The organism is Klebsiella aerogenes KCTC 2190, assembly GCF_000215745.1.
In the GTDB taxonomy this organism is placed as follows: Bacteria; Pseudomonadota; Gammaproteobacteria; order Enterobacterales; family Enterobacteriaceae; genus Klebsiella; species Klebsiella aerogenes.
In genome coordinates this window covers 905,606-927,562 of record NC_015663.1, presented here as the reverse complement: position 1 = coordinate 927,562, position 21,957 = coordinate 905,606, and the positions used below count along the sequence as shown (strand labels likewise).

Genomic DNA, 21,957 nt, shown 5'->3' with positions numbered 1-21,957 from the left:
TCACGTTAAGCGTCATCGCTGCTTCCTGCTTCGGTGATGATCTCATACAACTCTTCATCGCTCACCGCAGCGCGCAGGCGACGGCAGATGGTTTTGTCCGCCAGACGTTTGGCGACCAGCGAGAGCGTATGCAGATGGGTTTTGGTTTGATCGGCCGGCACCAGTAGCGCAAACAGCAGATCGACCGGCTGATTGTCGATCGCATCGAAGGCGATCGGCGTTTCCAACTGCACAAATACGCCAACGGCGCGCAGGGTATCCTCTTCAAGCTTGCCGTGAGGGATCGCAATGCCGTTGCCGATCCCGGTACTGCCCATTTTTTCACGGGTCAGGATCGCTTCAAAGACCACCTGAGGCGGTAAACCTAGCTGCTTCGCCGCCAGTTCGCTGATAATTTCCAGCGCGCGTTTCTTGCTCTGGCAGTGAACCTGGCTACGGGTACAATCCTGGTTAAGGACATTGCTCAGTTGTAGAGCGGAATCGTTGTTCATCATAATTTCACCTGAGCTGCCCTTATCCGCGGGCTGCGGATAAGGGCGATCGCCCGGACAATTAGTGTTGTTTCAGTTTATCTTTATGTTTTGTTAACTGTCTTGCCAGCTTATCGATAAGACCATCGATAGCAGCATACATATCCTGCCCTTCCGCACTGGCATGGATTTCGCCACCGTTGACATGCAAATTGGCGTCCGCGATTTGCGTCACCTTCTCTACTTTTAACACAATATAGACCTGGTTGATCCTATCGAAAAACTGCTCCAGTTTGCTGAACTTCGTAGTGACGAAGTCGCGCATGGCGGGAGTGATCTCGACGTTGTGTCCTGTAATGTTGAGCTGCATAGTGTCTTCCTTATCGGTTGTGTCAGACCAGTTGTTTGCGCTGGTTTGACGGCGGAATGGATAAAGACTCTCGGTACTTAGCAACAGTGCGCCGCGCCACCATAATACCCTGATCGGAGAGCATGGTGGTGAGCTTGCTGTCGCTCAACGGCTTCGCGGGGTTCTCCGCGGCGATTAACTTCTTCACCAGCGCACGAATGGCGGTAGACGAGGCTTCACCGCCGCCTTCGGTATTGACGTGGCTGGAGAAGAAATACTTCAACTCAAAAATACCGCGTGGACTGTGCAGATATTTTTGCGTGGTAACGCGTGAAATGGTTGATTCATGCATCTCGACGGCCTGGGCGATATCCGCCAGCACCATCGGTTTCATAAATTCTTCACCCTGTTCAAAGAAGGCCTGCTGTTGTTCGACGATGCAGCGGCTGACCCGCAGCAGGGTATCGTTACGGCTCTCAAGGCTCTTAATCAGCCAGCGGGCTTCTTGCAGGTTGCTGCGGATAAACTGGCTGTCGGCGTCGTTGCGCGCATTATTGCCCATCGCCGCGTATTGCTGATTAATCTTCAGCCGCGGAATGCTGTCGGAATTGAGCTCGACGACCCAGCGGCCGTTAACCTTGCGCACCAGTACATCCGGGATCACGTATTCCGGCTCGCTGGTTTGAATGGACTGACCCGGGCGCGGATCCAGCGACTGGATCAGGCAAACCGCCTCTTTCAGAACGTCTTCTTTCAAGCGAGTGACGCGCATCAGGCTACGGAAATCGTGGTTGGCCAGGAGATCAAGATGCTCGCTGATAATCAACCTGGCTTCTTCCAGCCACGGCGTCTCTTTGGCAAATTGTGAAAGCTGGATCAGCAGGCAGTCACGGAGATCCCTGGCGGCGACGCCGACCGGATCGAAACGCTGTACGCGCTTGAGTACCGCTTCAACTTCCTCAAGACCAATTTCATCATCTTCGATACTGTCGACAATGTCCTGAATGGAAATAGTGAGGTAGCCGGTATCGTCAACGGCATCGACGATGGAGGTGGCTATCGCGCGGTCGGTATCGGTGAATGGCGTGAGCTCGACCTGCCACATCAGATAATCCTGCAGGCTTTGGGTGGTCTCACCCTGATAGATCGGCAGTTCATCGTCCTGGTAGTCGACGCCATTACCCGACGGCGTGCCGGCGGTGTAGATTTCATCCCAGCTGGCGTCCAGCGGGAGCTCGTCCGGCATCTCTTTTTGTTCGAGCGCGTCGACGGTATCCAGAGACTCGCGGTCCTCGGCTTCTGTGGTTTCAACCTCTTCGTGAAGATCGGTTTGCTCAAGCAACGGGTTACTCTCCAGCGCCTGCTGGAGTTCTTGCTGGAGTTCTAACGTGGACAGCTGCAACAAGCGGATGGCCTGCTGCAGTTGGGGCGTCATGGCAAGCTGTTGGCTTAGCCTTAATTGCAAACCTTGCTTCATGTTCAGGGTCAATATCTCCGGCTAAAACGTCTATAACCTCTACCCTATCAGAGTCTGAAGTCTTCCCCAAGGTACACGCGTTTAACCTGCTCGTCTTCAAGGATTTGCTGCGGGGTGCCGTGGGCGATGAGATGGCCCTGGCTCACGATATAAGCTCGTTCACAGACCGCCAGCGTCTCCCTGACGTTATGGTCAGTAATGAGTACGCCCAGCCCGCTGTCGCGCAGGTGTTCGATGATGCGTTTAATATCGATAACAGAGATAGGGTCAACCCCGGCGAACGGTTCATCCAGCAGGATGAATTTCGGGTTCGCCGCCAGCGCGCGGGCGATTTCGACGCGGCGGCGTTCACCGCCGGAGAGCGCCTGGCCCAGGCTATCGCGCAGGTGTTCAATGTGGAACTCTTCCATCAGCTCTTTAGCGCGATCTTCACGCTGCTCGCTGCTGAGATCGTCGCGGATCTGTAGCACCGCCATCAGATTATCGTAGACGCTCAGGCGGCGGAAAATAGAGGCTTCCTGCGGCAGGTAACCGATGCCGCGGCGCGCGCGGGCATGTAGCGGCAGCAGGCTGATATCTTCATCGTCAATGATGATGTTGCCGGCGTCGCGCGGCACGATGCCTACCACCATATAAAAGGTGGTGGTCTTACCGGCGCCGTTCGGGCCCAGCAGGCCGACGATTTCACCGGAGTTGACGGTCAGGCTGACGTCTTCCACCACGCGGCGGCCTTTGTAGGCTTTGGCGAGATTTTTTGCAGTTAATGTTGCCATAACGGATTACTTACCTTTCTTCTGCTGATCGCCGCTTTTGTCCTGCAACTGCGAAGGTACCAGCACCGTAGTCACGCGACCGCCTTTGTTGCTGAAGGCCTGCATTTTCTGCTCTTTCACCAGATAGGTGATTTTGTCGCCCTGAATATTGCTATCCAGCTGTTCCAGATGCGCGTTGCCGGTCAGTACCACGAAATCGTTCTGCAGTTCATAATGCATTTTCGACGCGCGGCCTTTCACCGGCTTGCCGTTGTCCTGCATCTGATAGAAGGTGGCCGGATTGCCGAAACCGTCGATCACCTCTTTGCCTTTTTCACCGCCAGGGCGGGTAACCACGACTTTGTCGGCATTGATTTTAATGGTCCCCTGGGTGACGACCACGTTGCCGGTGAAGGTCACGACGTTGCCCTGCATATCCAACGACTGCTGATCGGACTCGATGTGAATCGGCTGATCGGTATCGCCGGTTTTTGCCAGAGCCGGCAGGCTGGCGGCCAGAAGCGCGCTTGCGAGCGCAATGTTAAGGCTGAGTTTGTTTGTTCTGAATTTCATAAGAGGTTCTAACCTTTTCAATCAGCTCGGCATTTTTGCTGCGTAGGTTCCCGCGCATTTTCAGGCCGCTGGAATTAAATGTTGTTCCGTACAACGTCACCATATCGTCAGAGGTTACATCCTGGGTCACCAGGTTTACCTGCGCGTTATCGGTGGTAATTTTGCGCAGTTGAGAGTCGGGGCTCAACGCGTCGACCTCAACATGGCCGTAAAGATACAGCATACGGTCGTTGGTTAACTTGGCTTTATCCGCTCTGATTGACCAGGTCGGAACCTTATTGGTATCAAAGGTGGTCATCACCGGATTGGTGAACCACGATACTTCTTGTTCGGAAAAGTATTCGACATGCTCGGCTATCAGACGATAGCTCAGCGCGCCTTCCGGGCTGTACACCACGGTATCGGTATGCTCGCTTTTATACGTCGGATCGTTAGGATTGACCGCGACGGTCGCGGTGTCGTCCGTACTTGCCAGGTTCAGGCCGATCAGGATCAACGCGACCAGCGATAGTAAGATGATAACCCAACGTCTGGTTTTACTCATATTGATTGCCCTTTGGCCTCATCAAGCTTGCCCTGCGCCAATAGTAACAAATCGCAGACTTCGCGTACCGCGCCGCGTCCGCCGTTAATTCGCGTGACGTAATTCGCCCGCGGGAGTAGCAGCGGATGCGCATCGGCGACGGCGACGCTTAAACCGACTTCCGCCATTACCGGCCAGTCGATCAGATCGTCGCCAATATAAGCGACTTCATCCGGGCGAACCGCCAGTTTGCTTAATAATTCACGAAACGCCAACAGCTTATCGGACTGACCTTGATACAGATGCGTAATGCCCAGCGTCTGGCAGCGGTCTTCTACCAGTTTAGCTTTTCGCCCGGTAATAATCGCGACTTCAATACCGGAAGTCAGCGCGCAGCGGATCCCGTAGCCATCGCGGACGTTAAACGCTTTCAGCTCTTCGCCGTTGTTGCCCATATAGATAAGACCGTCGGAAAGCACGCCGTCGACGTCGAGGATCAGTAAACGGATCTTCGCCGCCCGGTCGATAAACTCCTGGCTTACCGGCCCGTAGCAGGTGTCGACCTGGGCATCAGCATTATTCATTATTTTATCCTTACTTACACTACGCCAGCGCGCAGCAGATCGTGCATATGTACCACACCTAGCAGCCGGTCGCCATCGGCAACCAGCACGCAGGTGATATGGCGGGACTGCATCAGGTTGAGCGCATCTACCGCCAGCATGCCTGGACGAATGCGGATCCCGCCTGGGGTCATGACTTCAGCGATGCTGGCGTTGCGCATATCGACGCCGGTATCGAAGACGCGGCGCAGGTCGCCATCGGTGAAGATGCCGATGATATTCATCTCGTCATCGCAGATGGCCGTCATGCCCAGATTTTTGCGGGTGATTTCCAGCAGCGCGTCGCGCAGGGTAGCCTGCAGGCCGACGTGGGGGATCTCGTCGCCAGTATGCATAATATCATTGACCCGCAGCAGCAGCTTACGACCGAGTGCGCCGCCGGGGTGCGACAGGGCGAAATCTTCGGCGGTAAAGCCGCGCGCTTCGAGCAGCGCCACGGCGAGGGCGTCACCCATCACCAGCGCGGCGGTGGTGCTGGAGGTCGGCGCCAGCCCTAGCGGACAGGCCTCTTTCGGCACTTTCACACACAGATGAATATCGGCGGCGCGCGCCATGCTGCTATCCGGACGGCTGGTGACGCAGATAAGCGGCACCTGCTGGCGTTTAAGCACCGGAATCAACGCCAGGATTTCATTAGATTCACCGGAATTAGATAACGCGATGACCACATCCTGCGGCGTCACCATCCCCAAATCGCCGTGAGCGGCTTCACCGGGATGGACAAAAAAAGCCGAGGTGCCGGTACTGGCGAAGGTCGCCGCCATTTTGCGCCCGATATGCCCGGATTTGCCCATACCCATCACTACGACCTTACCGCCGCAGCGGAAAATCGTCTCACAGGCGCGGGTGAAATCTTCATTAATATACTGATCGAGCTGGGCCAGACCTTCACGTTCAATTTCCAGAACCTGACGTCCTGCCTGTTGAAAGTCAAAATCCGTTGGCAAATCTATTTGCGACATGATGTTACCCCAATTCATTCAACGAAGTACGGCGCTGAACAGAACAGCACCGCCAACCAAACCATAAAGCCGCCGACCAGCAAGGCGCCCGCTACGCGCCCCGGCTGCCGTTTACGCCGCCAGCACAGCAGCGCGAAGATCGCGCTGACCAGCAGCATCACGCTGTAGTCGCGCGTAAAAGCTTCAGCAGGGAAGGCGCCAGGGGCGATTAACGCCGGCAGCCCGAGCACCAGCACGAGATTAAGGATATTGGCGCCAATGATATTCCCGATGGCGATATCGTCTTCCCCTTTTCGTGCGCCGGCGATAGCGGTGGCCAGTTCCGGCAGGCTGGTGCCGATAGCAATGACCGTTAAGCCCACCGTCAGTTCGCTAATGGCGAAATAGTTCGCCAGCACCGTGGCGTTATCCACCACCATACGGGTGGCCATCGGCATGACGATCATCGCCACCCCAAGCCACAGCAGGGCGACGGGTAGCGAACCGCCGCGCGGTAGCTCCGCCAGCTGTTCCCGGGTCAGGCTATCGCTACCCTGACGTTCCGCCAGGCGCGCTATTTTTAGGGTAAACACCAGCCACAGTATGGCCAGTGCCAGTAAAAACAGCCCGTCCAGACGCGAGAGCTGGCCATCATAGAGCACAAATCCCGCCAGTAAACTGACCAGCAACATTAGCGGCAATTCGCGGCGCAGGATATCAGAATGCACGGTAAATGGATGGAGCAGGGCGGCAAGACCGAGAATTAATAGAATATTCGTAATATTGGATCCCAACGCCGTACCGATCGCCAGATCGGTTTGCCCGTGAAGGGAGGCGGCGGTGGAAACGATGATCTCCGGCAGGCTGGTACCGATGCTCACGACCGTCATGCCGATGATGAGCGGCGGGATCCCCATCATGCGACACAGTATTGAAGCGGCGTATACCAGACGATCGGCGCTGTAAACTACCAGCAGTAAACCAATTATTAACAGAGCCGTTGCTAAGAGCATCTAAAGTCCTTTCTTCAGGTATAATCGTCGCCTCGCTGGCCGTCCGTACGCAGCGTAACGAATTCTTAATTTTGACTTTATGTGTGGCAAAAGTAAAACAAATGCCAGCTTTCGCTAACCCGGGCAGGTAAGATTCTGTAAAAATGTTGGGTTTGTGGTGAAAGAAAGCGCCATGCTTAGCCCGAAGGTTTAGTAAGGATGATTTTATGAGCCAAACTCTGGCGAATTTAGTCGAGGTTCGCGGCATTCGTTTCTCTCGGGGCGACCGCGTCATCTTCGATGATATCTCGCTATCGGTGCCTCGCGGCAAGATTACCGCCATTATGGGGCCATCGGGGATCGGCAAGACGACCCTGCTGCGTTTGATCGGCGGCCAGATCCCGCCGGACAGCGGCGAGATCCTGTTTGACGGCGAAAACGTTCCGCAAATGACGCGCTCGCGGCTGTATACCGTGCGTAAACGCATGAGCATGCTGTTTCAGTCCGGCGCGCTATTCACCGATATGAACGTGTTTGATAACGTAGCTTACCCGCTGCGCGAACATACTCAGTTGCCGGATGCGCTACTGCACACCACCGTCATGATGAAGCTGGAGGCGGTTGGGCTACGCGGCGCGGCGAAACTGATGCCTTCGGAACTTTCCGGCGGGATGGCGCGGCGCGCGGCGTTGGCGCGGGCGATTGCCCTTGAGCCGGATCTGATCATGTTTGATGAACCTTTCGTCGGACAGGATCCCATCACCATGGGCGTATTGGTTAAACTTATCTCAGAGCTGAATAGTACCCTGGGAGTGACCTGCATTGTGGTATCGCACGACGTACCGGAAGTGCTGAGCATTGCGGATTACGCCTACATCGTGGCGGATAAGAAAATCGTTGCCCACGGCAGCGCGCAATCGCTGCGTGAAAATAGCGATCCGCGCGTGCGCCAGTTCATTGATGGCATCGCTGACGGCCCGGTGCCGTTCCGCTATCCTGCGGGCGATTACCACCATGATTTATTAGGCAAAGGGAGCTAAACGACTCATGCTATTCAATGCGTTGGCAGCGCTCGGACACCGCGGCATCAAAACCACCGCGACCTTCGGGCGCGCCGGATTAATGCTGTTTAATGCCGTGGTGGGCAAGCCGGAATTTCGCAAACATGCTCCGCTGCTGGTGCGCCAGCTGTATAACGTCGGCGTGTTATCGATGCTGATTATTATCGTCTCGGGGCTGTTCATCGGTATGGTACTGGGGCTGCAGGGCTATCTGGTATTAACGACCTATAGCGCAGAGACCAGCCTGGGTATGCTGGTGGCACTGTCGCTGCTGCGCGAGCTGGGGCCGGTGGTAGCCGCACTGCTTTTCGCCGGGCGAGCCGGTTCGGCGTTAACCGCCGAGATTGGCCTGATGCGGGCGACCGAGCAGCTCTCCAGCATGGAAATGATGGCGGTGGATCCGCTGCGCCGGGTGATTTCGCCGCGCTTCTGGGCCGGGGTTATCTCGCTTCCGCTGTTGACGATCATATTCGTCGCCGTAGGCGTCTGGGGCGGTTCGCTGGTTGGCGTCAGCTGGAAAGGCATCGACGCGGGGTTCTTCTGGACCGCGATGCAAAATGCCGTCGACTGGCGAATGGATCTGGTTAACTGCCTGATTAAAAGTCTGGTTTTTGCCGTTACGGTAACCTGGATTGCGTTATTCAATGGTTATGACGCTATCCCCACTTCCGCTGGAATTAGCCGGGCAACGACGCGCACCGTGGTGCATTCGTCGCTGGCGGTTCTGGGGCTGGATTTTGTGCTGACTGCGCTGATGTTTGGGAATTAAGTTCATGCAAACGAAAAAAAATGAGATCTGGGTAGGTGTGTTCTTACTGGCGGCGCTGCTGGCGGCGCTGTTTGTCTGTCTGAAGGCGGCGAACGTCACCTCGTTGCGTACCGAACCGACTTACCGTCTTTATGCGACCTTCGATAACATCGGCGGCCTGAAAGCGCGTTCACCGGTGCGCATCGGCGGTGTGGTGGTCGGTCGCGTCGCGGATATCACCCTCGATCCAAAAACCTATCTGCCGCGCGTTGCCATCGATATCGACGAAAGCTACAACCACATTCCGGATACCAGCTCGCTGGCGATTCGTACTTCTGGTTTGCTCGGGGAACAGTACCTGGCGCTGAACGTCGGTTTTGAAGACCCGGAACTGGGCACCGCGATTCTTAAAGACGGCGGTACGATTCAGGACACCAAGTCCGCCATGGTGTTGGAAGATCTGATAGGCCAGTTCCTCTATAACAGCAAGGGCAGCGATAATCAGAATTCTGACAATGATAAGGCGGCGGCTGAGGGTCATACTGACGCTACGCCGCAGGCCGGCATGACGCATTAATTTCAGGAGAGACAAGATATGTTTAAACGCTTACTCATGGTCGCCATGCTGGTGATTGCTCCACTAACAGCCGCGCATGCCGCGGATCAAACTAACCCGTATAAGTTGATGGACGAAGCGGCGCAGAAGACCTTCGATCGTCTGAAGAACGAACAGCCGAAGATCAAAGCCAACCCGAACTATCTACGTGATATCGTCGATCAGGAACTGCTGCCTTACGTGCAGGTGAAATATGCCGGCGCGCTGGTGCTGGGCCGTTACTACAAAGAGGCGACGCCTGCACAGCGTGAAGCCTATTTCGCCGCCTTCCGCGAGTATCTGAAACAGGCTTACGGTCAGGCGCTGGCGATGTATCACGGCCAGACTTACCAAATTGCGCCTGAGCAGCCGCTGGGCAGTGCAACCATCGTGCCGATTCGCGTGACCATCCTCGACCCGAATGGCCGTCCTCCGGTACGTCTGGACTTCCAATGGCGTAAAAATACCCAGACCGGCAACTGGCAGGCTTATGACATGATCGCCGAAGGCGTCAGCATGATCACCACCAAACAAAACGAGTGGAGCGACCTGCTGCGCACGAAAGGTGTTGATGGTCTGACCGCGCAGCTGAAAGCTATTTCTGCCCAGCCTATCACTCTGGATCAGAAGAAATAATGAGCGAACAACTGAGCTGGAACCGCGACGGTGAACGCCTGGCGTTGCGCGGCGAACTGGATCAGGAATTTATACTGCCGCTGTGGAATGCACGCGCGCAGGCGACCGACGGCGTATCCACTATCGACCTCAGCGACGTTTCACGGGTCGATAGCGCCGGGGTAGCGTTGCTGGTTCATTTTGTCGCGCTGGTACGTCGGCAGGGCAAAACGGCGCAAGTGGTAGGGAAAAGCGAAAACCTGCAAACGCTGGTTAGTCTTTACAACCTTCCGGCGGACATGATCCCGTAAATTTTTCAGTAGGTTAATGCTGAAGCTATTCTGAAAGCCCCATCAATCTGTTCGATGGGGCTTTTTGCTTGTTTAAGACAGCGCCACTTTCCTCTAAGATGTTGGGCTGTTTTCACACTCAGAAAAATGTGATCCCATGGAAAATCATGAAATTCAGACCGTGCTGATGAACGCACTCTCCCTTCAGGAAGTCCACGTCTCTGGCGATGGCAGCCACTTTCAGGTTATCGCTGTGGGTGAGATGTTTGACGGCATGAGCCGGGTAAAAAAACAGCAGGCTATCTACGCGCCGCTGATGGAATATATTGCCGACAATCGCATTCATGCGCTGTCGATCAAAGCGTTTACCCCGCAAGAATGGGCACGCGATCGCAAACTTAATGGCTTTTAAGCTGTAGGGATGTTCCCTACAGCGTTGATGAATTTTTAACCGAGAACAGAATCAATGGATAAATTCCGTGTTCAGGGGCCGACTCGCCTGCAGGGCGAGGTCACCATTTCCGGCGCTAAAAACGCTGCCCTGCCAATCCTCTTTGCCGCGCTGTTAGCCGAAGAGCCGATTGAAATCCAGAACGTACCGAAGCTGAAAGATATCGATACCACCATGAAGCTGCTGAGCCAGCTGGGCGCGAAGGTCGAGCGCAATGGTTCCGTATGGATCGATGCTGGCCCGGTAAATGTTTTCTGTGCTCCGTACGATTTAGTGAAAACCATGCGCGCTTCCATCTGGGCGCTGGGGCCGCTGGTGGCGCGTTTCGGCCAGGGCCAGGTTTCTCTACCGGGCGGCTGCGCTATCGGCGCGCGTCCGGTCGACCTGCACATTACCGGCCTGGAACAGCTGGGTGCGGAAATCAAACTGGAAGAAGGCTATGTGAAGGCGTCGGTTAACGGGCGTCTGAAAGGCGCGCATATCGTGATGGATAAGGTCAGCGTAGGCGCAACCGTAACTATCATGAGCGCGGCGACGCTGGCTGAAGGCACCACCGTGATTGAAAACGCCGCGCGCGAGCCGGAAATCGTCGATACCGCTAACTTCCTTAACGCGCTGGGCGCGAAGATTACGGGTCAGGGTTCCGACCGTATCACCATTGAGGGCGTTGCGCGTCTGGGCGGCGGCGTTTATCGCGTGCTGCCGGACCGTATCGAAACCGGTACCTTCCTGGTCGCTGCGGCGATCTCCGGCGGTAAAATTATGTGCCGTCATGCGCAGCCTGATACCCTGGATGCGGTACTGGCTAAGCTGCGTGAAGCTGGCGCGGACATCGAAGTCGGTGAAGACTGGATTAGCCTCGATATGCACGGCAACCGTCCGAAAGCGGTCAACGTGCGTACCGCGCCGCACCCGGGGTTCCCAACCGACATGCAGGCGCAGTTCACCTTGCTGAACCTGGTGGCTGAAGGAACGGGCGTTATCACCGAAACCATCTTCGAGAACCGCTTCATGCACATTCCGGAACTGATCCGTATGGGCGCACACGCGGAAATCGAAAGTAATACCGCGATTTGCCATGGTGTCGCGAAGCTGTCCGGCGCACAGGTCATGGCGACCGACCTGCGTGCATCTGCAAGCCTGGTGCTGGCGGGTTGTATTGCGGAAGGGACGACCATCGTCGACCGTATCTATCATATCGATCGCGGCTATGAGCGCATCGAAGATAAACTGCAGGCTCTGGGCGCGAATATCGAACGCGTCAAAGGCGAGTAATTCTGCTGCGGTAGCAGCCCTCTGACGTCCGTCCGGGGGCTGTTATCGATCTCTCCTTCACGTTAGGTCTTATGTCTCTTCTGACGCATCATCTGCGTTCTGTCGATAAACTGATGGGTAATGGGGTCGTGGTAACGCGATGGCCAGATAACCCACGGATCGGTTCCCAGCGCGTTTGCGATAATCAATTCGCCTTTAGGCCACGGACGGGTTAGCGCGTTGGCAAGCGTAGAAGAGCTTAATCCGTGACGTCGTGACTCAGCTGCGAGGGACGTCCCCTTTTTGCGAAGGCCGGCAATAATATCCGCTGAATGCCAGTCGATGAACTTATCCATAAATTCTCCCGGTGATAACTGTCTGCGCGTCAATACGGACGGCCGAAATACTATACCCTGGTTCTTATATGGTTTTAACAAGTTCCCGTATCGTTCTTGTATATTCAGAATATATTAAGGTTTCTGGCATTATTTGAAGAATATTGGATTTTATTGGAACTCTCCCGCGCGGTGAGCACGGGAGAGAAGGAGGGGATTAGTGGTCGCGCTGAACGGCGATATGCGCAAGGCCGATGAGGGCATCGCGCCATGGCGTATCCGGCAGAACCTGCAGTGCGGCGATAGCTTTATCGGCTTCTTCTTCCGCACGTTTCTGCGTCCACTCCAGCGAACCGCAGGCCGCCATGGTTTCAAGTACCGCGTCAAGCAGATGACGCCCGTTACCCTGCTCGATAGCGCCGCGAATCATTGCCGCCTGATCCGGGGTTCCGTGATGCATCGCGTGTAGCAGAGGTAGCGTTGGTTTGCCTTCGTTCAGGTCATCACCGACGTTTTTGCCAAGGCGTTCGCCATCGGAACTGTAATCCAGCAGATCGTCAATCAACTGAAACGCGGTGCCGAGGTAACGGCCATAATCCTGCAGCGCCTGTTCTTCTTCCGCGCTGCAACCAGCCAGGATACCGGAACACTGCGAAGCGGCTTCAAACAGACGGGCGGTCTTACTGTAGATGACCCGCATATAATTCTCTTCCGTGATATCCGGGTCGTTGACGTTCATCAACTGCAGGACTTCGCCTTCGGCAATGACGTTTACGGCTTCCGACATCACCTCCAGCACCTTCAGCGAACCGAGACGAGTCATCATCTGGAAGGCGCGGGTGTAGATAAAGTCGCCCACCAGTACGCTGGCGGCGTTACCAAACGCGGCGTTGGCCGTCGCTTTGCCGCGGCGCATATCGGACTCGTCGACGACGTCGTCATGCAGTAGGGTCGCGGTATGAATAAATTCGATCAGTGCGGCGATGTTGACGTGCGCATTCCCCTGATAGCCGACCGCGCGAGCTGCAAGCACGGCGATCATCGGACGAATACGTTTTCCGCCTCCGCTGACGATGTAGTAGCCTAACTGATTGATAAGCTGAACATCTGAGTTGAGCTGCTCAAGGATTGCCGCATTGACACCCGCCATATCCTGCGCGGTTAACTCATTGATTTTTTCTAAATTCATCGCAAAAGCCGGGCCAAATGTCCTGTTACCGCGAATCCAGGTGGGATCACAGAAGGATTAAGATAGAATTAAAAGAAGATATGATTGTACTGAAAAATCAGCGCAGATAAACGTTAGCGTGAAAGTTGTGTTTTTTTTCTGCGTTGATCGATGATCGCTCTTGTCAAAGGGTCGCGTTTTGCGTAATATTCGCGCCCTATTGTGAATATTTATAGCGCACTCTGAATCACACGAAGAGGTGCGCGGAAGCGGAGTTTTATATGTACGCGGTTTTCCAAAGTGGTGGTAAACAACACCGAGTAAGCGAAGGTCAGACCGTTCGCCTGGAAAAGCTGGACATCGCAACTGGCGAAGCTGTTGAGTTCGCTGAAGTTCTGATGATCGCAAACGGTGAAGAAATCAAGATCGGCGTTCCTTTCGTTGAGGGCGGCGTAATCAAAGCTGAAGTTGTTGCTCACGGTCGTGGCGAGAAAGTTAAAATCGTTAAGTTTCGTCGTCGTAAACACTATCGTAAGCAAGCAGGCCACCGTCAGTGGTTCACTGATGTGAAAATCACTGGCATCAGCGCCTAAGACTTGAGGGAGTAGATTTAAATGGCACATAAAAAGGCTGGCGGCTCGACTCGTAACGGTCGCGATTCAGAAGCTAAACGTCTGGGCGTAAAACGTTTCGGCGGTGAAGCAGTTCTGGCAGGTAGCATCATCGTTCGTCAACGTGGTACTAAATTCCACGCTGGCACCAACGTTGGTTGCGGCCGTGACCACACTCTGTTCGCTTTGACTGACGGTAAAGTCAAGTTCGAAGTTAAAGGCCCGAAAAACCGTAAATTCATCAGCATCGTTGCTGAATAAGTTTTTCGCATCCTGGTGACGGATGAAAGCCCCGCAACACGTTGCGGGGCTTTTTACATTAGAATCCCGGAAAAAATTTCTGCAGGGAAAACGGGCATCATGAAGCAGCAGGCCGGCATTGGCATTCTTTTGGCGCTAACCACCGCGATGTGTTGGGGAGCACTGCCAATTGCAATGAAGCAGGTTCTTGAAGTGATGGAGCCGCCAACGGTGGTCTTTTATCGCTTTTTGATGGCCAGTATTGGTCTTGGCGCGATCCTCGCCATCAAAGGCAAACTGCCGCCGCTGCGAATTTTTCGCAAGCCGCGCTGGTTGGTTTTATTAGCGATTGCTACCGGCGGTCTGTTCGGTAACTTCATTCTGTTCAGCTCTTCCCTGCAATATCTCAGTCCAACGGCCTCCCAGGTCATCGGCCAGCTATCGCCGGTCGGCATGATGGTGGCAAGCGTTGTGATTCTGAAAGAGCGCATGCGCGGTACCCAGGTTGTAGGGGCGCTGATGTTGCTCAGCGGGCTGGTGATGTTTTTCAACACCAGCCTGATTGAAATCTTTACCCGTCTCACGGACTACACGTGGGGGGTAATTTTTGGTGTCGCAGCGGCAACGGTGTGGGTAAGCTACGGGGTCGCGCAAAAGGTGTTATTGCGGCGCCTGGCATCACAGCAGATACTATTTTTGCTGTACACTTTATGTACTATCGCATTACTGCCACTCGCTAAACCGGGGGTAATATCCCAACTGAGCGACTGGCAACTGGCTTGCCTGATTTTTTGCGGGCTGAATACCCTGGTCGGCTACGGGGCGCTGGCGGAAGCCATGGCGCGCTGGCAGGCGGCGCAGGTCAGCGCGTTAATTACCTTAACGCCACTGTTTACGCTACTGTTTTCTGATTTATTATCAATGGCCTGGCCCGATGTTTTCGCCAGACCGATGTTAAACCTGATTGGTTATCTCGGTGCGTTTGTCGTGGTTGCGGGCGCGATGTATTCCGCCATTGGCCATCGTCTTTGGGGACGCTGGCGCAAGCGAGAAGCGGTTGTACCGCTGCCCCGCTCAGGCGAATGATTTACGGAGAGTAAAATGAAGTTTGTAGATGAAGCAACGATCCTGGTCGTAGCAGGTGACGGCGGCAATGGTTGCGTTAGCTTCCGCCGCGAAAAATATATTCCGCGAGGCGGCCCGGACGGCGGCGATGGCGGTGACGGCGGCGACGTTTGGCTGGAAGCTGACGAGAACCTCAACACCCTGATCGACTATCGATTCGAAAAATCTTTCCGCGCAGAACGCGGACAGAACGGTCAGAGCCGCGACTGCACCGGTAAACGCGGTAAAGATGTCACAGTGAAAGTGCCTGTAGGGACCCGTGTCATCGACCAGGGAACCGGCGAGACCATGGGCGATATGACCAAGCACGGTCAGCGTTTAATGGTCGCGAAAGGCGGTTGGCACGGTCTTGGCAACACGCGCTTCAAATCATCCGTTAACCGTACCCCGCGTCAGAAAACTATGGGTACGCCGGGCGATAAGCGCGATCTGCAGCTCGAACTGATGCTGCTGGCCGACGTGGGGATGCTGGGGATGCCGAATGCCGGTAAATCCACCTTCATTCGCGCGGTCTCCGCGGCGAAGCCGAAAGTGGCCGACTATCCATTTACCACCCTGGTGCCGAGCCTGGGTGTGGTGCGTATGGATAACGAGAAGAGCTTTGTGGTCGCCGATATTCCGGGGCTGATTGAAGGCGCGGCGGAAGGCGCTGGCCTTGGTATTCGCTTCCTTAAGCACCTCGAGCGCTGCCGCGTGCTGCTGCACCTTATCGACATCGAGCCTATCGACGGTTCCGATCCGGTTGAGAATGCGCGCATTATCATCGGCGAACTGGAGAAATACAGCGAGAAGCTGGCCTCTAAACCGCGCTGGTTGGTCTTCAACAAGATTGACCTGATGGACAAAGCGGAGGCTGAAGCCAAAGCGAAGGCCATCGCCGAAGCGCTGGGTTGGGAAGATAAGTTCTACCTGATCTCTGCGGCCAGCCAGCAGGGCGTTAAAGAACTGTGCTGGGACGTGATGACCTTTATCATCGAAAACCCAATCGTGCAGGCGGAAGAAGAGCAGAAGCCGGAGAAAGTCGAGTTCATGTGGGACGACTATCACCGTCAGCAGCTTGAAGAAGCCGAACTGGAAGAAGATGACGAAGACTGGGATGACGACTGGGACGAAGACGACGAAGAAGGCGTCGAATTCATCTACAAACGTTAATCCTGAGTAATAAGGGCCGCATCATCCAATGCGGCCCTTTTGTTTTAGTTGTTCTGGTACAAATCTTTATACAGTCGGCTTTCGAAGCGCACCAATGGTATGCGGCGGTTGCGCTGGTCGCCCGGCGGCACTGCATAGCCGGAGAGGTACTGTACGAAGGCCATCTTTTGGCCGCTGGCGGTGGTAATGAAACCTGCCAGGTTATATACCCCCTGCAGCGAACCGGTCTTCGCCGAAACCTTACCGTCAACGCCCGCCTGATGAAGACCGGCACGATACTGCAGCGAACCATCGTGCCCGGCAAGCGGCAACATCGAGATAAAGTTGAGTTCATTGTCGTGCTGAGCGATGTACTGCAATACCTGCATCATCGTTGCCGGCGCGATCAGGTTGTGCCGGGACAGGCCTGAGCCATCGGCGATAATCGTGTTACCGAGGTCAATACCCGCCTGCTGGCGCAGGATTTGCCGTACCGCGTCGGAGCCGGCGCGCCAGGTTCCCGGCACGCCCATTCGCGCGTGGCCGATAGTACGAAACACCGTATCGGCAATCATGTTGTCGGATTTCTTCAACATGATACGCAGAAGATCGTGCAACGGCGCCGATTGAGTCGTCGCCAGCACAGTGCCGGGATCGTTGGCCAGCGTCTGGCGCAGAAGAGTACCGCTGTAGGTGATCCCCGCATCGGCGAGCTCGGCTTTCAGGATCGCGCCTGCATAGCCTGCGCCATCCTGAATGGCGAACGCCAGCGGCAGCGGCTCGCTGCGCTGCGGCAGGCAGCCGGTGAGGGTATAGCGGTTGAGATCGCCCGGCACAACGTCCAGCTCGCAGTACTGCGCTTCTGCGGAGCCGCGCGCCAGCGTCCGCACCTGGCTGAACATGGTGACCGGATAGTAAGACGCCACGCGGATGAAGGCCAAATCGCCCGCTTTCTGTGCGCTATAGAGCGAGACGGAGAAACAGTTGCGATCAACGATCGCCGCCGCTGGCGGGGCGCTGAAGCACTGCGTCATATCGTTCCACGGCCAGCCGGGAGCCTTATCGTGGCTGGCGAAAACCGAGGTATCGATAAGCACATTGCCTTCAATACGCTGCACACCGGCTTTTTTCAGCGACGCCACCATGTTGCGGATATCCTGACGCTTTAGCGTCGGATCGCCGCCGAAGCGGGCAATCAGGTCGCCTTTCAGCACACCGCCGTCAAGGGAGCCTTTGGTTTCCAGCGTCGTGGTGAAGCGGAAATCCGGCCCCAACTGCAGCAACGCGGCCAGCGCGGTGATCACCTTCTGGGTACTGGCAGGCAGCGCCATCTGCTGGCTGTGAAAGTCTATCTCCGGCGTCGGGGAGCCAACCTTCTGCGCCATAAAGGCAAGGTTCGCGCCGGCAGGAAGCTGGCTGATGTACTCGTCAATATTCGCGGCCTGAGCGCTAAGCGCTATACCGGCAGTCAATCCGATGATAAATCTGGGAAATCGCATAATCTCGCGCTAACAACCTGAAACCAAGCCGTCATACTACGGTGCATCACCCTGTAAAGTAAACGATGACCCATAGTGAACTTCAGGGTAAAATGCGTATCAAATTGAAAATTGCTGCTGACCTGGGGAGTGTTTCCCGGGTCGGTTTTCTTTTTGCTTCGGCCATGGCTAAGACGTGACCGATGGCGGAACGACTCCGTCCGTTCCATGAAGGAATGATAAAGAGGTATAACAAATGCAAGCTATTCCGATGACCTTACGTGGCGCAGAAAAACTGCGCGAAGAACTGGATTTCCTGAAGTCCGTACGTCGTCCAGAAATTATTGCTGCTATCGCTGAAGCGCGTGAGCACGGCGATCTGAAAGAGAACGCGGAATACCACGCGGCCCGCGAACAGCAGGGCTTCTGCGAAGGTCGTATCAAGGATATCGAAGCAAAACTGTCGAACGCGCAGGTTATCGATATCACTAAGATGCCGAATAATGGCCGCGTGATTTTTGGCGCCACGGTCAGCGTGCTGAACCTGGATAACGACGAAGAGCAGACTTACCGCATCGTGGGCGATGATGAAGCTGATTTTAAACAGAATCTCATCTCTGTGAATTCACCGATCGCCCGCGGCCTGATCGGCAAAGAGCAGGATGACGTCGTCACTATCCGTACCCCGGGTGGTGAAGTGGAATACGAAATTATCAAGGTTGAATACCTGTAAGGCGTATTTCCCGCTACGATGTTTATAGATTGTAAAGAAAGGAAAAAGGCCGCATAGCGGCCTTTTATCAACGTCAGGAGCATGGCATTTTGCTCGCCTGGCCACAGAAATCCCTCGTTTTACACAATGTTGTGTCGGGATTCAGGATATTCTTAGCGTGGCAGCGAGATTTTACGCTCTGGCGTTGGGCGGTACAGAACCAGCGTTTTACCGATGACCTGTACGTTACAGGCGCCGGTTTCACGCACGATGGCTTCCACGATCAAGGCTTTAGTTTCGCGATCTTCTGAGGCGATCTTCACCTTGATGAGCTCATGGTGCCCTAACGCTTGTTCGATCTCGGCCAGTACCCCTTCGGTCAAACCATTATTGCCAAGCATAACTACCGGCTTGAGCGGATGTGCCAGACCTTTCAGGTGCTGTTTTTGTTTAGTACTCAGATTCATCGTATTTTTTTGCTTACGTTGGGATTGAAAACGGGTCATTCTACCGCCATCTCCCATATATCGCCAAACTACCGCGTCGATTTTTACGCAGTAAAGTACGATGAACCCGAATGGGAATGTTAAATGACAGGTAAAAAGCGTTCTGCCAGCTCAAGCCGCTGGCTTCAGGAACACTTTAGCGATAAATATGTTCAACAGGCACAGAAAAAGGGGTTACGTTCCCGTGCCTGGTTTAAACTTGATGAAATACAGCAAAGTGACAAGATTTTTAAGCCGGGAATGACGATAGTCGATCTCGGCGCTGCTCCCGGTGGCTGGTCGCAGTACGCGGTTACGCAGATCGGAAACAGCGGCCGCATCATCGCTTGCGATCTTTTACCAATGGATCCAATCGTCGGTGTGGACTTCCTTCAGGGCGATTTTCGTGATGAATTAGTCCTGAAAGCGTTACTTGAGCGAGTAGGCGACAGTAAAGTACAAGTTGTCATGTCCGATATGGCGCCGAATATGTGCGGAACACCGGCGGTGGATATTCCCCGGGCCATGTATCTGGTAGAACTGGCGCTTGAAATGTCTCGTGATGTATTAGCGCCAGGTGGTAGTTTTGTAGTGAAGGTGTTCCAGGGCGAAGGCTTCGATGAGTATCTTAGAGAAATTCGCTCCCTGTTTACGAAGGTCAAAGTTCGTAAGCCGGACTCTTCCCGCGCTCGTTCGCGTGAAGTGTATATTGTAGCGACCGGGCGTAAACCATAACCGGTAGATTTCAAACGAAAGTTTGAAAGACGCTGGATATAGAGTATCCTGACGCTGTTTTTAACACAGTTGTAATAAGAGGTTAATCCCTTGAGTGACATGGCGAAAAACCTAATACTCTGGCTGGTCATTGCCGTTGTGCTGATGTCAGTATTCCAGAGCTTTGGGCCCAGCGAGTCGAATGGCCGCAAGGTGGATTATTCTACCTTCCTGCAAGAGGTCAATCAGGACCAGGTTCGCGAAGCGCGTATCAACGGACGTGAGATCAACGTTACCAAGAAAGATAGTAACCGTTACACGACTTACATTCCGGTTAACGATCCGAAGCTGCTCGACAACCTGTTGACTAAAAACGTCAAAGTGGTTGGCGAACCGCCGGAAGAACCGAGCCTGCTGGCTTCCATCTTCATTTCCTGGTTCCCGATGCTGCTACTGATCGGCGTCTGGATATTCTTTATGCGTCAGATGCAGGGCGGCGGCGGAAAGGGCGCGATGTCCTTCGGCAAGAGCAAGGCCCGAATGCTGACCGAAGACCAGATCAAAACCACCTTTGCTGACGTTGCCGGTTGCGACGAAGCGAAAGAGGAAGTGGGCGAGCTGGTTGAATATCTGCGCGAACCGAGCCGTTTCCAGAAGCTGGGCGGTAAAATCCCGAAAGGCGTCCTGATGGTCGGCCCTCCGGGTACCGGTAAAACGCTGCTGGCGAAAGCTATCGCCGGCGAAGCAAAAGTGCCGTTCTTTACTATTTCCGGTTCTGACTTCGTAGAAATGTTCGTCGGTGTCGGCGCGTCTCGTGTACGCGACATGTTCGAACAAGCTAAGAAAGCAGCGCCTTGCATCATCTTTATCGATGAAATCGACGCCGTCGGTCGCCAGCGTGGCGCCGGTCTTGGCGGCGGTCACGATGAGCGTGAGCAGACCCTGAACCAGATGCTGGTTGAGATGGATGGTTTCGAAGGTAACGAAGGTATCATCGTTATCGCCGCGACTAACCGTCCGGACGTTCTGGACCCGGCATTGCTGCGTCCAGGCCGCTTCGACCGTCAGGTTGTCGTTGGTCTGCCGGATGTTCGTGGTCGTGAGCAGATCCTGAAAGTTCATATGCGTCGCGTACCGCTGGCGCCGGATATCGATGCGGCAATCATTGCCCGTGGTACTCCTGGCTTCTCCGGTGCTGACCTCGCGAACCTGGTGAACGAAGCTGCCCTGTTTGCTGCCCGTGGTAACAAACGCGTCGTCTCGATGGTTGAGTTCGAAAAAGCGAAAGACAAAATCATGATGGGTGCGGAACGTCGCTCCATGGTGATGACGGAAGCGCAGAAAGAATCGACCGCGTACCACGAAGCGGGCCACGCGATTATCGGTCGTCTGGTTCCGGAACACGATCCGGTACACAAAGTGACGATTATCCCGCGCGGCCGTGCGCTGGGTGTGACCTTCTTCCTGCCGGAAGGCGATGCTATCAGCGCCAGCCGTCAGAAACTGGAAAGTCAGATCTCCACTCTGTACGGCGGCCGTCTGGCGGAAGAGATTATCTACGGTGCTGAACATGTTTCTACCGGCGCGTCCAACGATATTAAAGTTGCGACTAACCTGGCGCGTAACATGGTCACCCAGTGGGGCTTCTCCGACAAACTCGGCCCGCTGCTGTATGCCGAAGAAGAGGGCGAAGTGTTCCTCGGCCGTAGCGTCGCGAAAGCGAAGCATATGTCTGATGAAACCGCGCGTATTATCGACCAGGAAGTGAAATCACTGATTGAGCGTAACTACGGTCGTGCTCGCCAACTGCTGAACGACAACATGGATATTCTGCACGCGATGAAAGATGCGCTCATGAAATATGAGACCATCGATGCGCCGCAGATTGACGACCTGATGGCTCGTCGCGATGTTCGTCCGCCGGCGGGTTGGGAAGAACCAGGTTCTTCTAACAACTCAGGCAACAATGGCACCCCGACGGCGCCGCGTCCGGTTGATGAGCCGCGTACGCCTAACCCGGGCAATACCATGTCGGAACAGCTGGGCGACAAATAAGTCTCCACGCTTTGCTAAAGCGCTCTGACTAATAAGGGCCGCAGCCTAATCCGCTACGGCCCTTTTGTTTTTATGCGTCCGTTTGCAGCGGTTGGCTATGAGATCCTCTTTCGGAACATAGCTATGACGATGGCGTGCTATCGTCCATCGCGTAAAATGTTTTCGGGATGGTGGCGGCTTCAACACGCG

At 54.9% G+C, this 21,957-nt stretch carries 27 protein-coding genes; 14 read left to right on the top strand and 13 right to left on the bottom strand.

Going from position 1 to position 21,957, the window contains the following annotated elements:
- Nucleotides 1–5: 5 nt before the first annotated feature.
- From ptsN to EAE_RS04490, 9 genes are read right to left on the bottom strand one after another with little or no spacing between them, the layout of a single operon-like run.
- A complete protein-coding gene (gene ptsN, locus EAE_RS04530) occupies nucleotides 6–494 on the bottom strand; it encodes a PTS IIA-like nitrogen regulatory protein PtsN (protein WP_015369492.1) in 489 nt (162 codons plus the stop codon).
- A 58-nt stretch (nucleotides 495–552) separates the two neighbouring features.
- A complete protein-coding gene (gene hpf, locus EAE_RS04525; protein WP_004125711.1) occupies nucleotides 553–840 on the bottom strand; it encodes a ribosome hibernation promoting factor in 288 nt (95 codons plus the stop codon).
- Between the two features lie 22 nt (nucleotides 841–862).
- The gene (gene rpoN / locus EAE_RS04520) at nucleotides 863–2,296 is read right to left on the bottom strand and encodes an RNA polymerase factor sigma-54 (RefSeq protein WP_015703606.1); all 1,434 of its coding nucleotides are present in this window, start codon (nucleotides 2,294–2,296) and stop codon (nucleotides 863–865) included.
- 47 nt (nucleotides 2,297–2,343) lie between these two features.
- Nucleotides 2,344–3,069 (bottom strand): LPS export ABC transporter ATP-binding protein, encoded by a 726-nt coding sequence (lptB, locus tag EAE_RS04515; RefSeq protein WP_004206203.1) that lies wholly within the window; start codon nucleotides 3,067–3,069, stop codon nucleotides 2,344–2,346.
- A gap of 6 nt (nucleotides 3,070–3,075) precedes the next feature.
- Complete coding sequence (gene lptA, locus EAE_RS04510) at nucleotides 3,076–3,621, bottom strand: lipopolysaccharide ABC transporter substrate-binding protein LptA (protein WP_015369494.1); 546 nt, start codon at nucleotides 3,619–3,621, stop codon at nucleotides 3,076–3,078.
- Nucleotides 3,590–4,165: an LPS export ABC transporter periplasmic protein LptC gene (lptC, locus tag EAE_RS04505; protein ID WP_015369495.1), complete on the bottom strand. Its 576-nt coding sequence runs from the start codon at nucleotides 4,163–4,165 to the stop codon at nucleotides 3,590–3,592. Before lptC ends, lptA begins: the two co-directional genes overlap by 32 nt.
- Nucleotides 4,162–4,728, bottom strand: coding sequence for a 3-deoxy-manno-octulosonate-8-phosphatase KdsC (gene kdsC / locus EAE_RS04500; RefSeq protein WP_015369496.1), 567 nt, complete (start codon nucleotides 4,726–4,728; stop codon nucleotides 4,162–4,164). Before kdsC ends, lptC begins: the two co-directional genes overlap by 4 nt.
- Before the next feature lie 14 nt (nucleotides 4,729–4,742).
- Complete coding sequence (gene kdsD, locus EAE_RS04495) at nucleotides 4,743–5,729, bottom strand: arabinose-5-phosphate isomerase KdsD (protein ID WP_015369497.1); 987 nt, start codon at nucleotides 5,727–5,729, stop codon at nucleotides 4,743–4,745.
- Nucleotides 5,730–5,743: 14 nt separating this feature from the next.
- Entirely contained in the window at nucleotides 5,744–6,721 is a 978-nt protein-coding gene (locus tag EAE_RS04490) for a calcium/sodium antiporter (protein ID WP_015369498.1), read from the bottom strand.
- A 206-nt stretch (nucleotides 6,722–6,927) separates the two neighbouring features.
- Here EAE_RS04490 and mlaF point away from each other — a divergent pair, with 206 nt between their 5' ends.
- The 7 genes from mlaF (at nucleotide 6,928) to murA (ending at nucleotide 11,735) form a co-directional block, all read left to right on the top strand.
- A complete protein-coding gene (mlaF, locus tag EAE_RS04485; protein ID WP_015369499.1) occupies nucleotides 6,928–7,740 on the top strand; it encodes a phospholipid ABC transporter ATP-binding protein MlaF in 813 nt (270 codons plus the stop codon).
- Between the two features lie 7 nt (nucleotides 7,741–7,747).
- Nucleotides 7,748–8,530 (top strand): lipid asymmetry maintenance ABC transporter permease subunit MlaE, encoded by a 783-nt coding sequence (gene mlaE / locus EAE_RS04480; protein WP_015369500.1) that lies wholly within the window; start codon nucleotides 7,748–7,750, stop codon nucleotides 8,528–8,530.
- A 4-nt stretch (nucleotides 8,531–8,534) separates the two neighbouring features.
- Nucleotides 8,535–9,086 carry an outer membrane lipid asymmetry maintenance protein MlaD gene (mlaD, locus tag EAE_RS04475; RefSeq protein WP_015369501.1) on the top strand — a complete coding sequence of 184 codons (552 nt, stop codon included), beginning with the start codon at nucleotides 8,535–8,537 and terminating at the stop codon, nucleotides 9,084–9,086.
- A gap of 18 nt (nucleotides 9,087–9,104) precedes the next feature.
- A complete protein-coding gene (gene mlaC, locus EAE_RS04470) occupies nucleotides 9,105–9,740 on the top strand; it encodes a phospholipid-binding protein MlaC (RefSeq protein WP_015369502.1) in 636 nt (211 codons plus the stop codon).
- Nucleotides 9,740–10,030 carry a lipid asymmetry maintenance protein MlaB gene (gene mlaB, locus EAE_RS04465; RefSeq protein ID WP_015369503.1) on the top strand — a complete coding sequence of 97 codons (291 nt, stop codon included), beginning with the start codon at nucleotides 9,740–9,742 and terminating at the stop codon, nucleotides 10,028–10,030. Before mlaC ends, mlaB begins: the two co-directional genes overlap by 1 nt.
- 136 nt (nucleotides 10,031–10,166) lie before the next feature.
- Complete coding sequence (gene ibaG / locus EAE_RS04460) at nucleotides 10,167–10,421, top strand: BolA family iron metabolism protein IbaG (RefSeq protein ID WP_015369504.1); 255 nt, start codon at nucleotides 10,167–10,169, stop codon at nucleotides 10,419–10,421.
- A gap of 54 nt (nucleotides 10,422–10,475) precedes the next feature.
- Nucleotides 10,476–11,735 carry a UDP-N-acetylglucosamine 1-carboxyvinyltransferase gene (murA, locus tag EAE_RS04455; RefSeq protein WP_015369505.1) on the top strand — a complete coding sequence of 420 codons (1,260 nt, stop codon included), beginning with the start codon at nucleotides 10,476–10,478 and terminating at the stop codon, nucleotides 11,733–11,735.
- A gap of 62 nt (nucleotides 11,736–11,797) precedes the next feature.
- On the opposite strand, the gene sfsB is transcribed toward murA, so the two are convergent.
- Nucleotides 11,798–12,070 carry a DNA-binding transcriptional regulator SfsB gene (gene sfsB, locus EAE_RS04450; protein WP_015703605.1) on the bottom strand — a complete coding sequence of 91 codons (273 nt, stop codon included), beginning with the start codon at nucleotides 12,068–12,070 and terminating at the stop codon, nucleotides 11,798–11,800.
- Between the two features lie 196 nt (nucleotides 12,071–12,266).
- The gene (gene ispB, locus EAE_RS04445) at nucleotides 12,267–13,238 is read right to left on the bottom strand and encodes an octaprenyl diphosphate synthase (protein ID WP_015369507.1); all 972 of its coding nucleotides are present in this window, start codon (nucleotides 13,236–13,238) and stop codon (nucleotides 12,267–12,269) included.
- Between the two features lie 260 nt (nucleotides 13,239–13,498).
- On the opposite strand from ispB, the gene rplU reads away from it, so the two are divergent.
- The 4 genes from rplU to cgtA all read left to right on the top strand — a co-directional run bounded on the left by rplU (nucleotide 13,499) and on the right by cgtA (nucleotide 16,345).
- The gene (rplU, locus tag EAE_RS04440; RefSeq protein ID WP_015703604.1) at nucleotides 13,499–13,810 is read left to right on the top strand and encodes a 50S ribosomal protein L21; all 312 of its coding nucleotides are present in this window, start codon (nucleotides 13,499–13,501) and stop codon (nucleotides 13,808–13,810) included.
- Between the two features lie 21 nt (nucleotides 13,811–13,831).
- Nucleotides 13,832–14,089, top strand: coding sequence for a 50S ribosomal protein L27 (gene rpmA / locus EAE_RS04435; RefSeq protein ID WP_002434222.1), 258 nt, complete (start codon nucleotides 13,832–13,834; stop codon nucleotides 14,087–14,089).
- Between the two features lie 99 nt (nucleotides 14,090–14,188).
- Nucleotides 14,189–15,154: a DMT family transporter gene (locus EAE_RS04430; protein ID WP_015369509.1), complete on the top strand. Its 966-nt coding sequence runs from the start codon at nucleotides 14,189–14,191 to the stop codon at nucleotides 15,152–15,154.
- Between the two features lie 15 nt (nucleotides 15,155–15,169).
- Complete coding sequence (gene cgtA, locus EAE_RS04425) at nucleotides 15,170–16,345, top strand: Obg family GTPase CgtA (protein ID WP_015369510.1); 1,176 nt, start codon at nucleotides 15,170–15,172, stop codon at nucleotides 16,343–16,345.
- A 44-nt stretch (nucleotides 16,346–16,389) separates the two neighbouring features.
- On the opposite strand, the gene dacB is transcribed toward cgtA, so the two are convergent.
- Nucleotides 16,390–17,823, bottom strand: a complete 1,434-nt coding sequence (gene dacB / locus EAE_RS04420; protein WP_015369511.1) for a serine-type D-Ala-D-Ala carboxypeptidase — start codon at nucleotides 17,821–17,823, stop codon at nucleotides 16,390–16,392.
- A 235-nt stretch (nucleotides 17,824–18,058) separates the two neighbouring features.
- Between dacB and greA the strand changes: the two genes are divergently transcribed.
- Nucleotides 18,059–18,535, top strand: a complete 477-nt coding sequence (gene greA / locus EAE_RS04415; protein WP_015369513.1) for a transcription elongation factor GreA — start codon at nucleotides 18,059–18,061, stop codon at nucleotides 18,533–18,535.
- A 152-nt stretch (nucleotides 18,536–18,687) separates the two neighbouring features.
- Here greA and yhbY read toward each other — a convergent pair whose 3' ends face one another.
- On the bottom strand, nucleotides 18,688–18,981 hold the full coding sequence (yhbY, locus tag EAE_RS04410; protein ID WP_002918374.1) for a ribosome assembly RNA-binding protein YhbY: 294 nt from the start codon (nucleotides 18,979–18,981) through the stop codon (nucleotides 18,688–18,690).
- 123 nt (nucleotides 18,982–19,104) lie between these two features.
- On the opposite strand from yhbY, the gene rlmE reads away from it, so the two are divergent.
- Together rlmE and ftsH are read left to right on the top strand one after the other, a co-directional pair.
- Nucleotides 19,105–19,734 (top strand): 23S rRNA (uridine(2552)-2'-O)-methyltransferase RlmE, encoded by a 630-nt coding sequence (rlmE, locus tag EAE_RS04405; protein ID WP_008806638.1) that lies wholly within the window; start codon nucleotides 19,105–19,107, stop codon nucleotides 19,732–19,734.
- Nucleotides 19,735–19,833: 99 nt separating this feature from the next.
- Nucleotides 19,834–21,768, top strand: a complete 1,935-nt coding sequence (gene ftsH, locus EAE_RS04400; protein WP_015369514.1) for an ATP-dependent zinc metalloprotease FtsH — start codon at nucleotides 19,834–19,836, stop codon at nucleotides 21,766–21,768.
- Nucleotides 21,769–21,957: the final 189 nt, after the last annotated feature.

Coding starts and splice junctions, on each gene's coding strand:
- ptsN (WP_015369492.1), bottom strand. CDS start 494: ATGATGAACAACGATTCCGCTCTACAACTGAGCAATGTCCTTAACCAG.
- hpf (WP_004125711.1), bottom strand. CDS start 840: ATGCAGCTCAACATTACAGGACACAACGTCGAGATCACTCCCGCCATG.
- rpoN (WP_015703606.1), bottom strand. CDS start 2,296: ATGAAGCAAGGTTTGCAATTAAGGCTAAGCCAACAGCTTGCCATGACG.
- lptB (WP_004206203.1), bottom strand. CDS start 3,069: ATGGCAACATTAACTGCAAAAAATCTCGCCAAAGCCTACAAAGGCCGC.
- lptA (WP_015369494.1), bottom strand. CDS start 3,621: ATGAAATTCAGAACAAACAAACTCAGCCTTAACATTGCGCTCGCAAGC.
- lptC (WP_015369495.1), bottom strand. CDS start 4,165: ATGAGTAAAACCAGACGTTGGGTTATCATCTTACTATCGCTGGTCGCG.
- kdsC (WP_015369496.1), bottom strand. CDS start 4,728: ATGAATAATGCTGATGCCCAGGTCGACACCTGCTACGGGCCGGTAAGC.
- kdsD (WP_015369497.1), bottom strand. CDS start 5,729: ATGTCGCAAATAGATTTGCCAACGGATTTTGACTTTCAACAGGCAGGA.
- EAE_RS04490 (WP_015369498.1), bottom strand. CDS start 6,721: ATGCTCTTAGCAACGGCTCTGTTAATAATTGGTTTACTGCTGGTAGTT.
- mlaF (WP_015369499.1), top strand. CDS start 6,928: ATGAGCCAAACTCTGGCGAATTTAGTCGAGGTTCGCGGCATTCGTTTC.
- mlaE (WP_015369500.1), top strand. CDS start 7,748: ATGCTATTCAATGCGTTGGCAGCGCTCGGACACCGCGGCATCAAAACC.
- mlaD (WP_015369501.1), top strand. CDS start 8,535: ATGCAAACGAAAAAAAATGAGATCTGGGTAGGTGTGTTCTTACTGGCG.
- mlaC (WP_015369502.1), top strand. CDS start 9,105: ATGTTTAAACGCTTACTCATGGTCGCCATGCTGGTGATTGCTCCACTA.
- mlaB (WP_015369503.1), top strand. CDS start 9,740: ATGAGCGAACAACTGAGCTGGAACCGCGACGGTGAACGCCTGGCGTTG.
- ibaG (WP_015369504.1), top strand. CDS start 10,167: ATGGAAAATCATGAAATTCAGACCGTGCTGATGAACGCACTCTCCCTT.
- murA (WP_015369505.1), top strand. CDS start 10,476: ATGGATAAATTCCGTGTTCAGGGGCCGACTCGCCTGCAGGGCGAGGTC.
- sfsB (WP_015703605.1), bottom strand. CDS start 12,070: ATGGATAAGTTCATCGACTGGCATTCAGCGGATATTATTGCCGGCCTT.
- ispB (WP_015369507.1), bottom strand. CDS start 13,238: ATGAATTTAGAAAAAATCAATGAGTTAACCGCGCAGGATATGGCGGGT.
- rplU (WP_015703604.1), top strand. CDS start 13,499: ATGTACGCGGTTTTCCAAAGTGGTGGTAAACAACACCGAGTAAGCGAA.
- rpmA (WP_002434222.1), top strand. CDS start 13,832: ATGGCACATAAAAAGGCTGGCGGCTCGACTCGTAACGGTCGCGATTCA.
- EAE_RS04430 (WP_015369509.1), top strand. CDS start 14,189: ATGAAGCAGCAGGCCGGCATTGGCATTCTTTTGGCGCTAACCACCGCG.
- cgtA (WP_015369510.1), top strand. CDS start 15,170: ATGAAGTTTGTAGATGAAGCAACGATCCTGGTCGTAGCAGGTGACGGC.
- dacB (WP_015369511.1), bottom strand. CDS start 17,823: ATGCGATTTCCCAGATTTATCATCGGATTGACTGCCGGTATAGCGCTT.
- greA (WP_015369513.1), top strand. CDS start 18,059: ATGCAAGCTATTCCGATGACCTTACGTGGCGCAGAAAAACTGCGCGAA.
- yhbY (WP_002918374.1), bottom strand. CDS start 18,981: ATGAATCTGAGTACTAAACAAAAACAGCACCTGAAAGGTCTGGCACAT.
- rlmE (WP_008806638.1), top strand. CDS start 19,105: ATGACAGGTAAAAAGCGTTCTGCCAGCTCAAGCCGCTGGCTTCAGGAA.
- ftsH (WP_015369514.1), top strand. CDS start 19,834: ATGGCGAAAAACCTAATACTCTGGCTGGTCATTGCCGTTGTGCTGATG.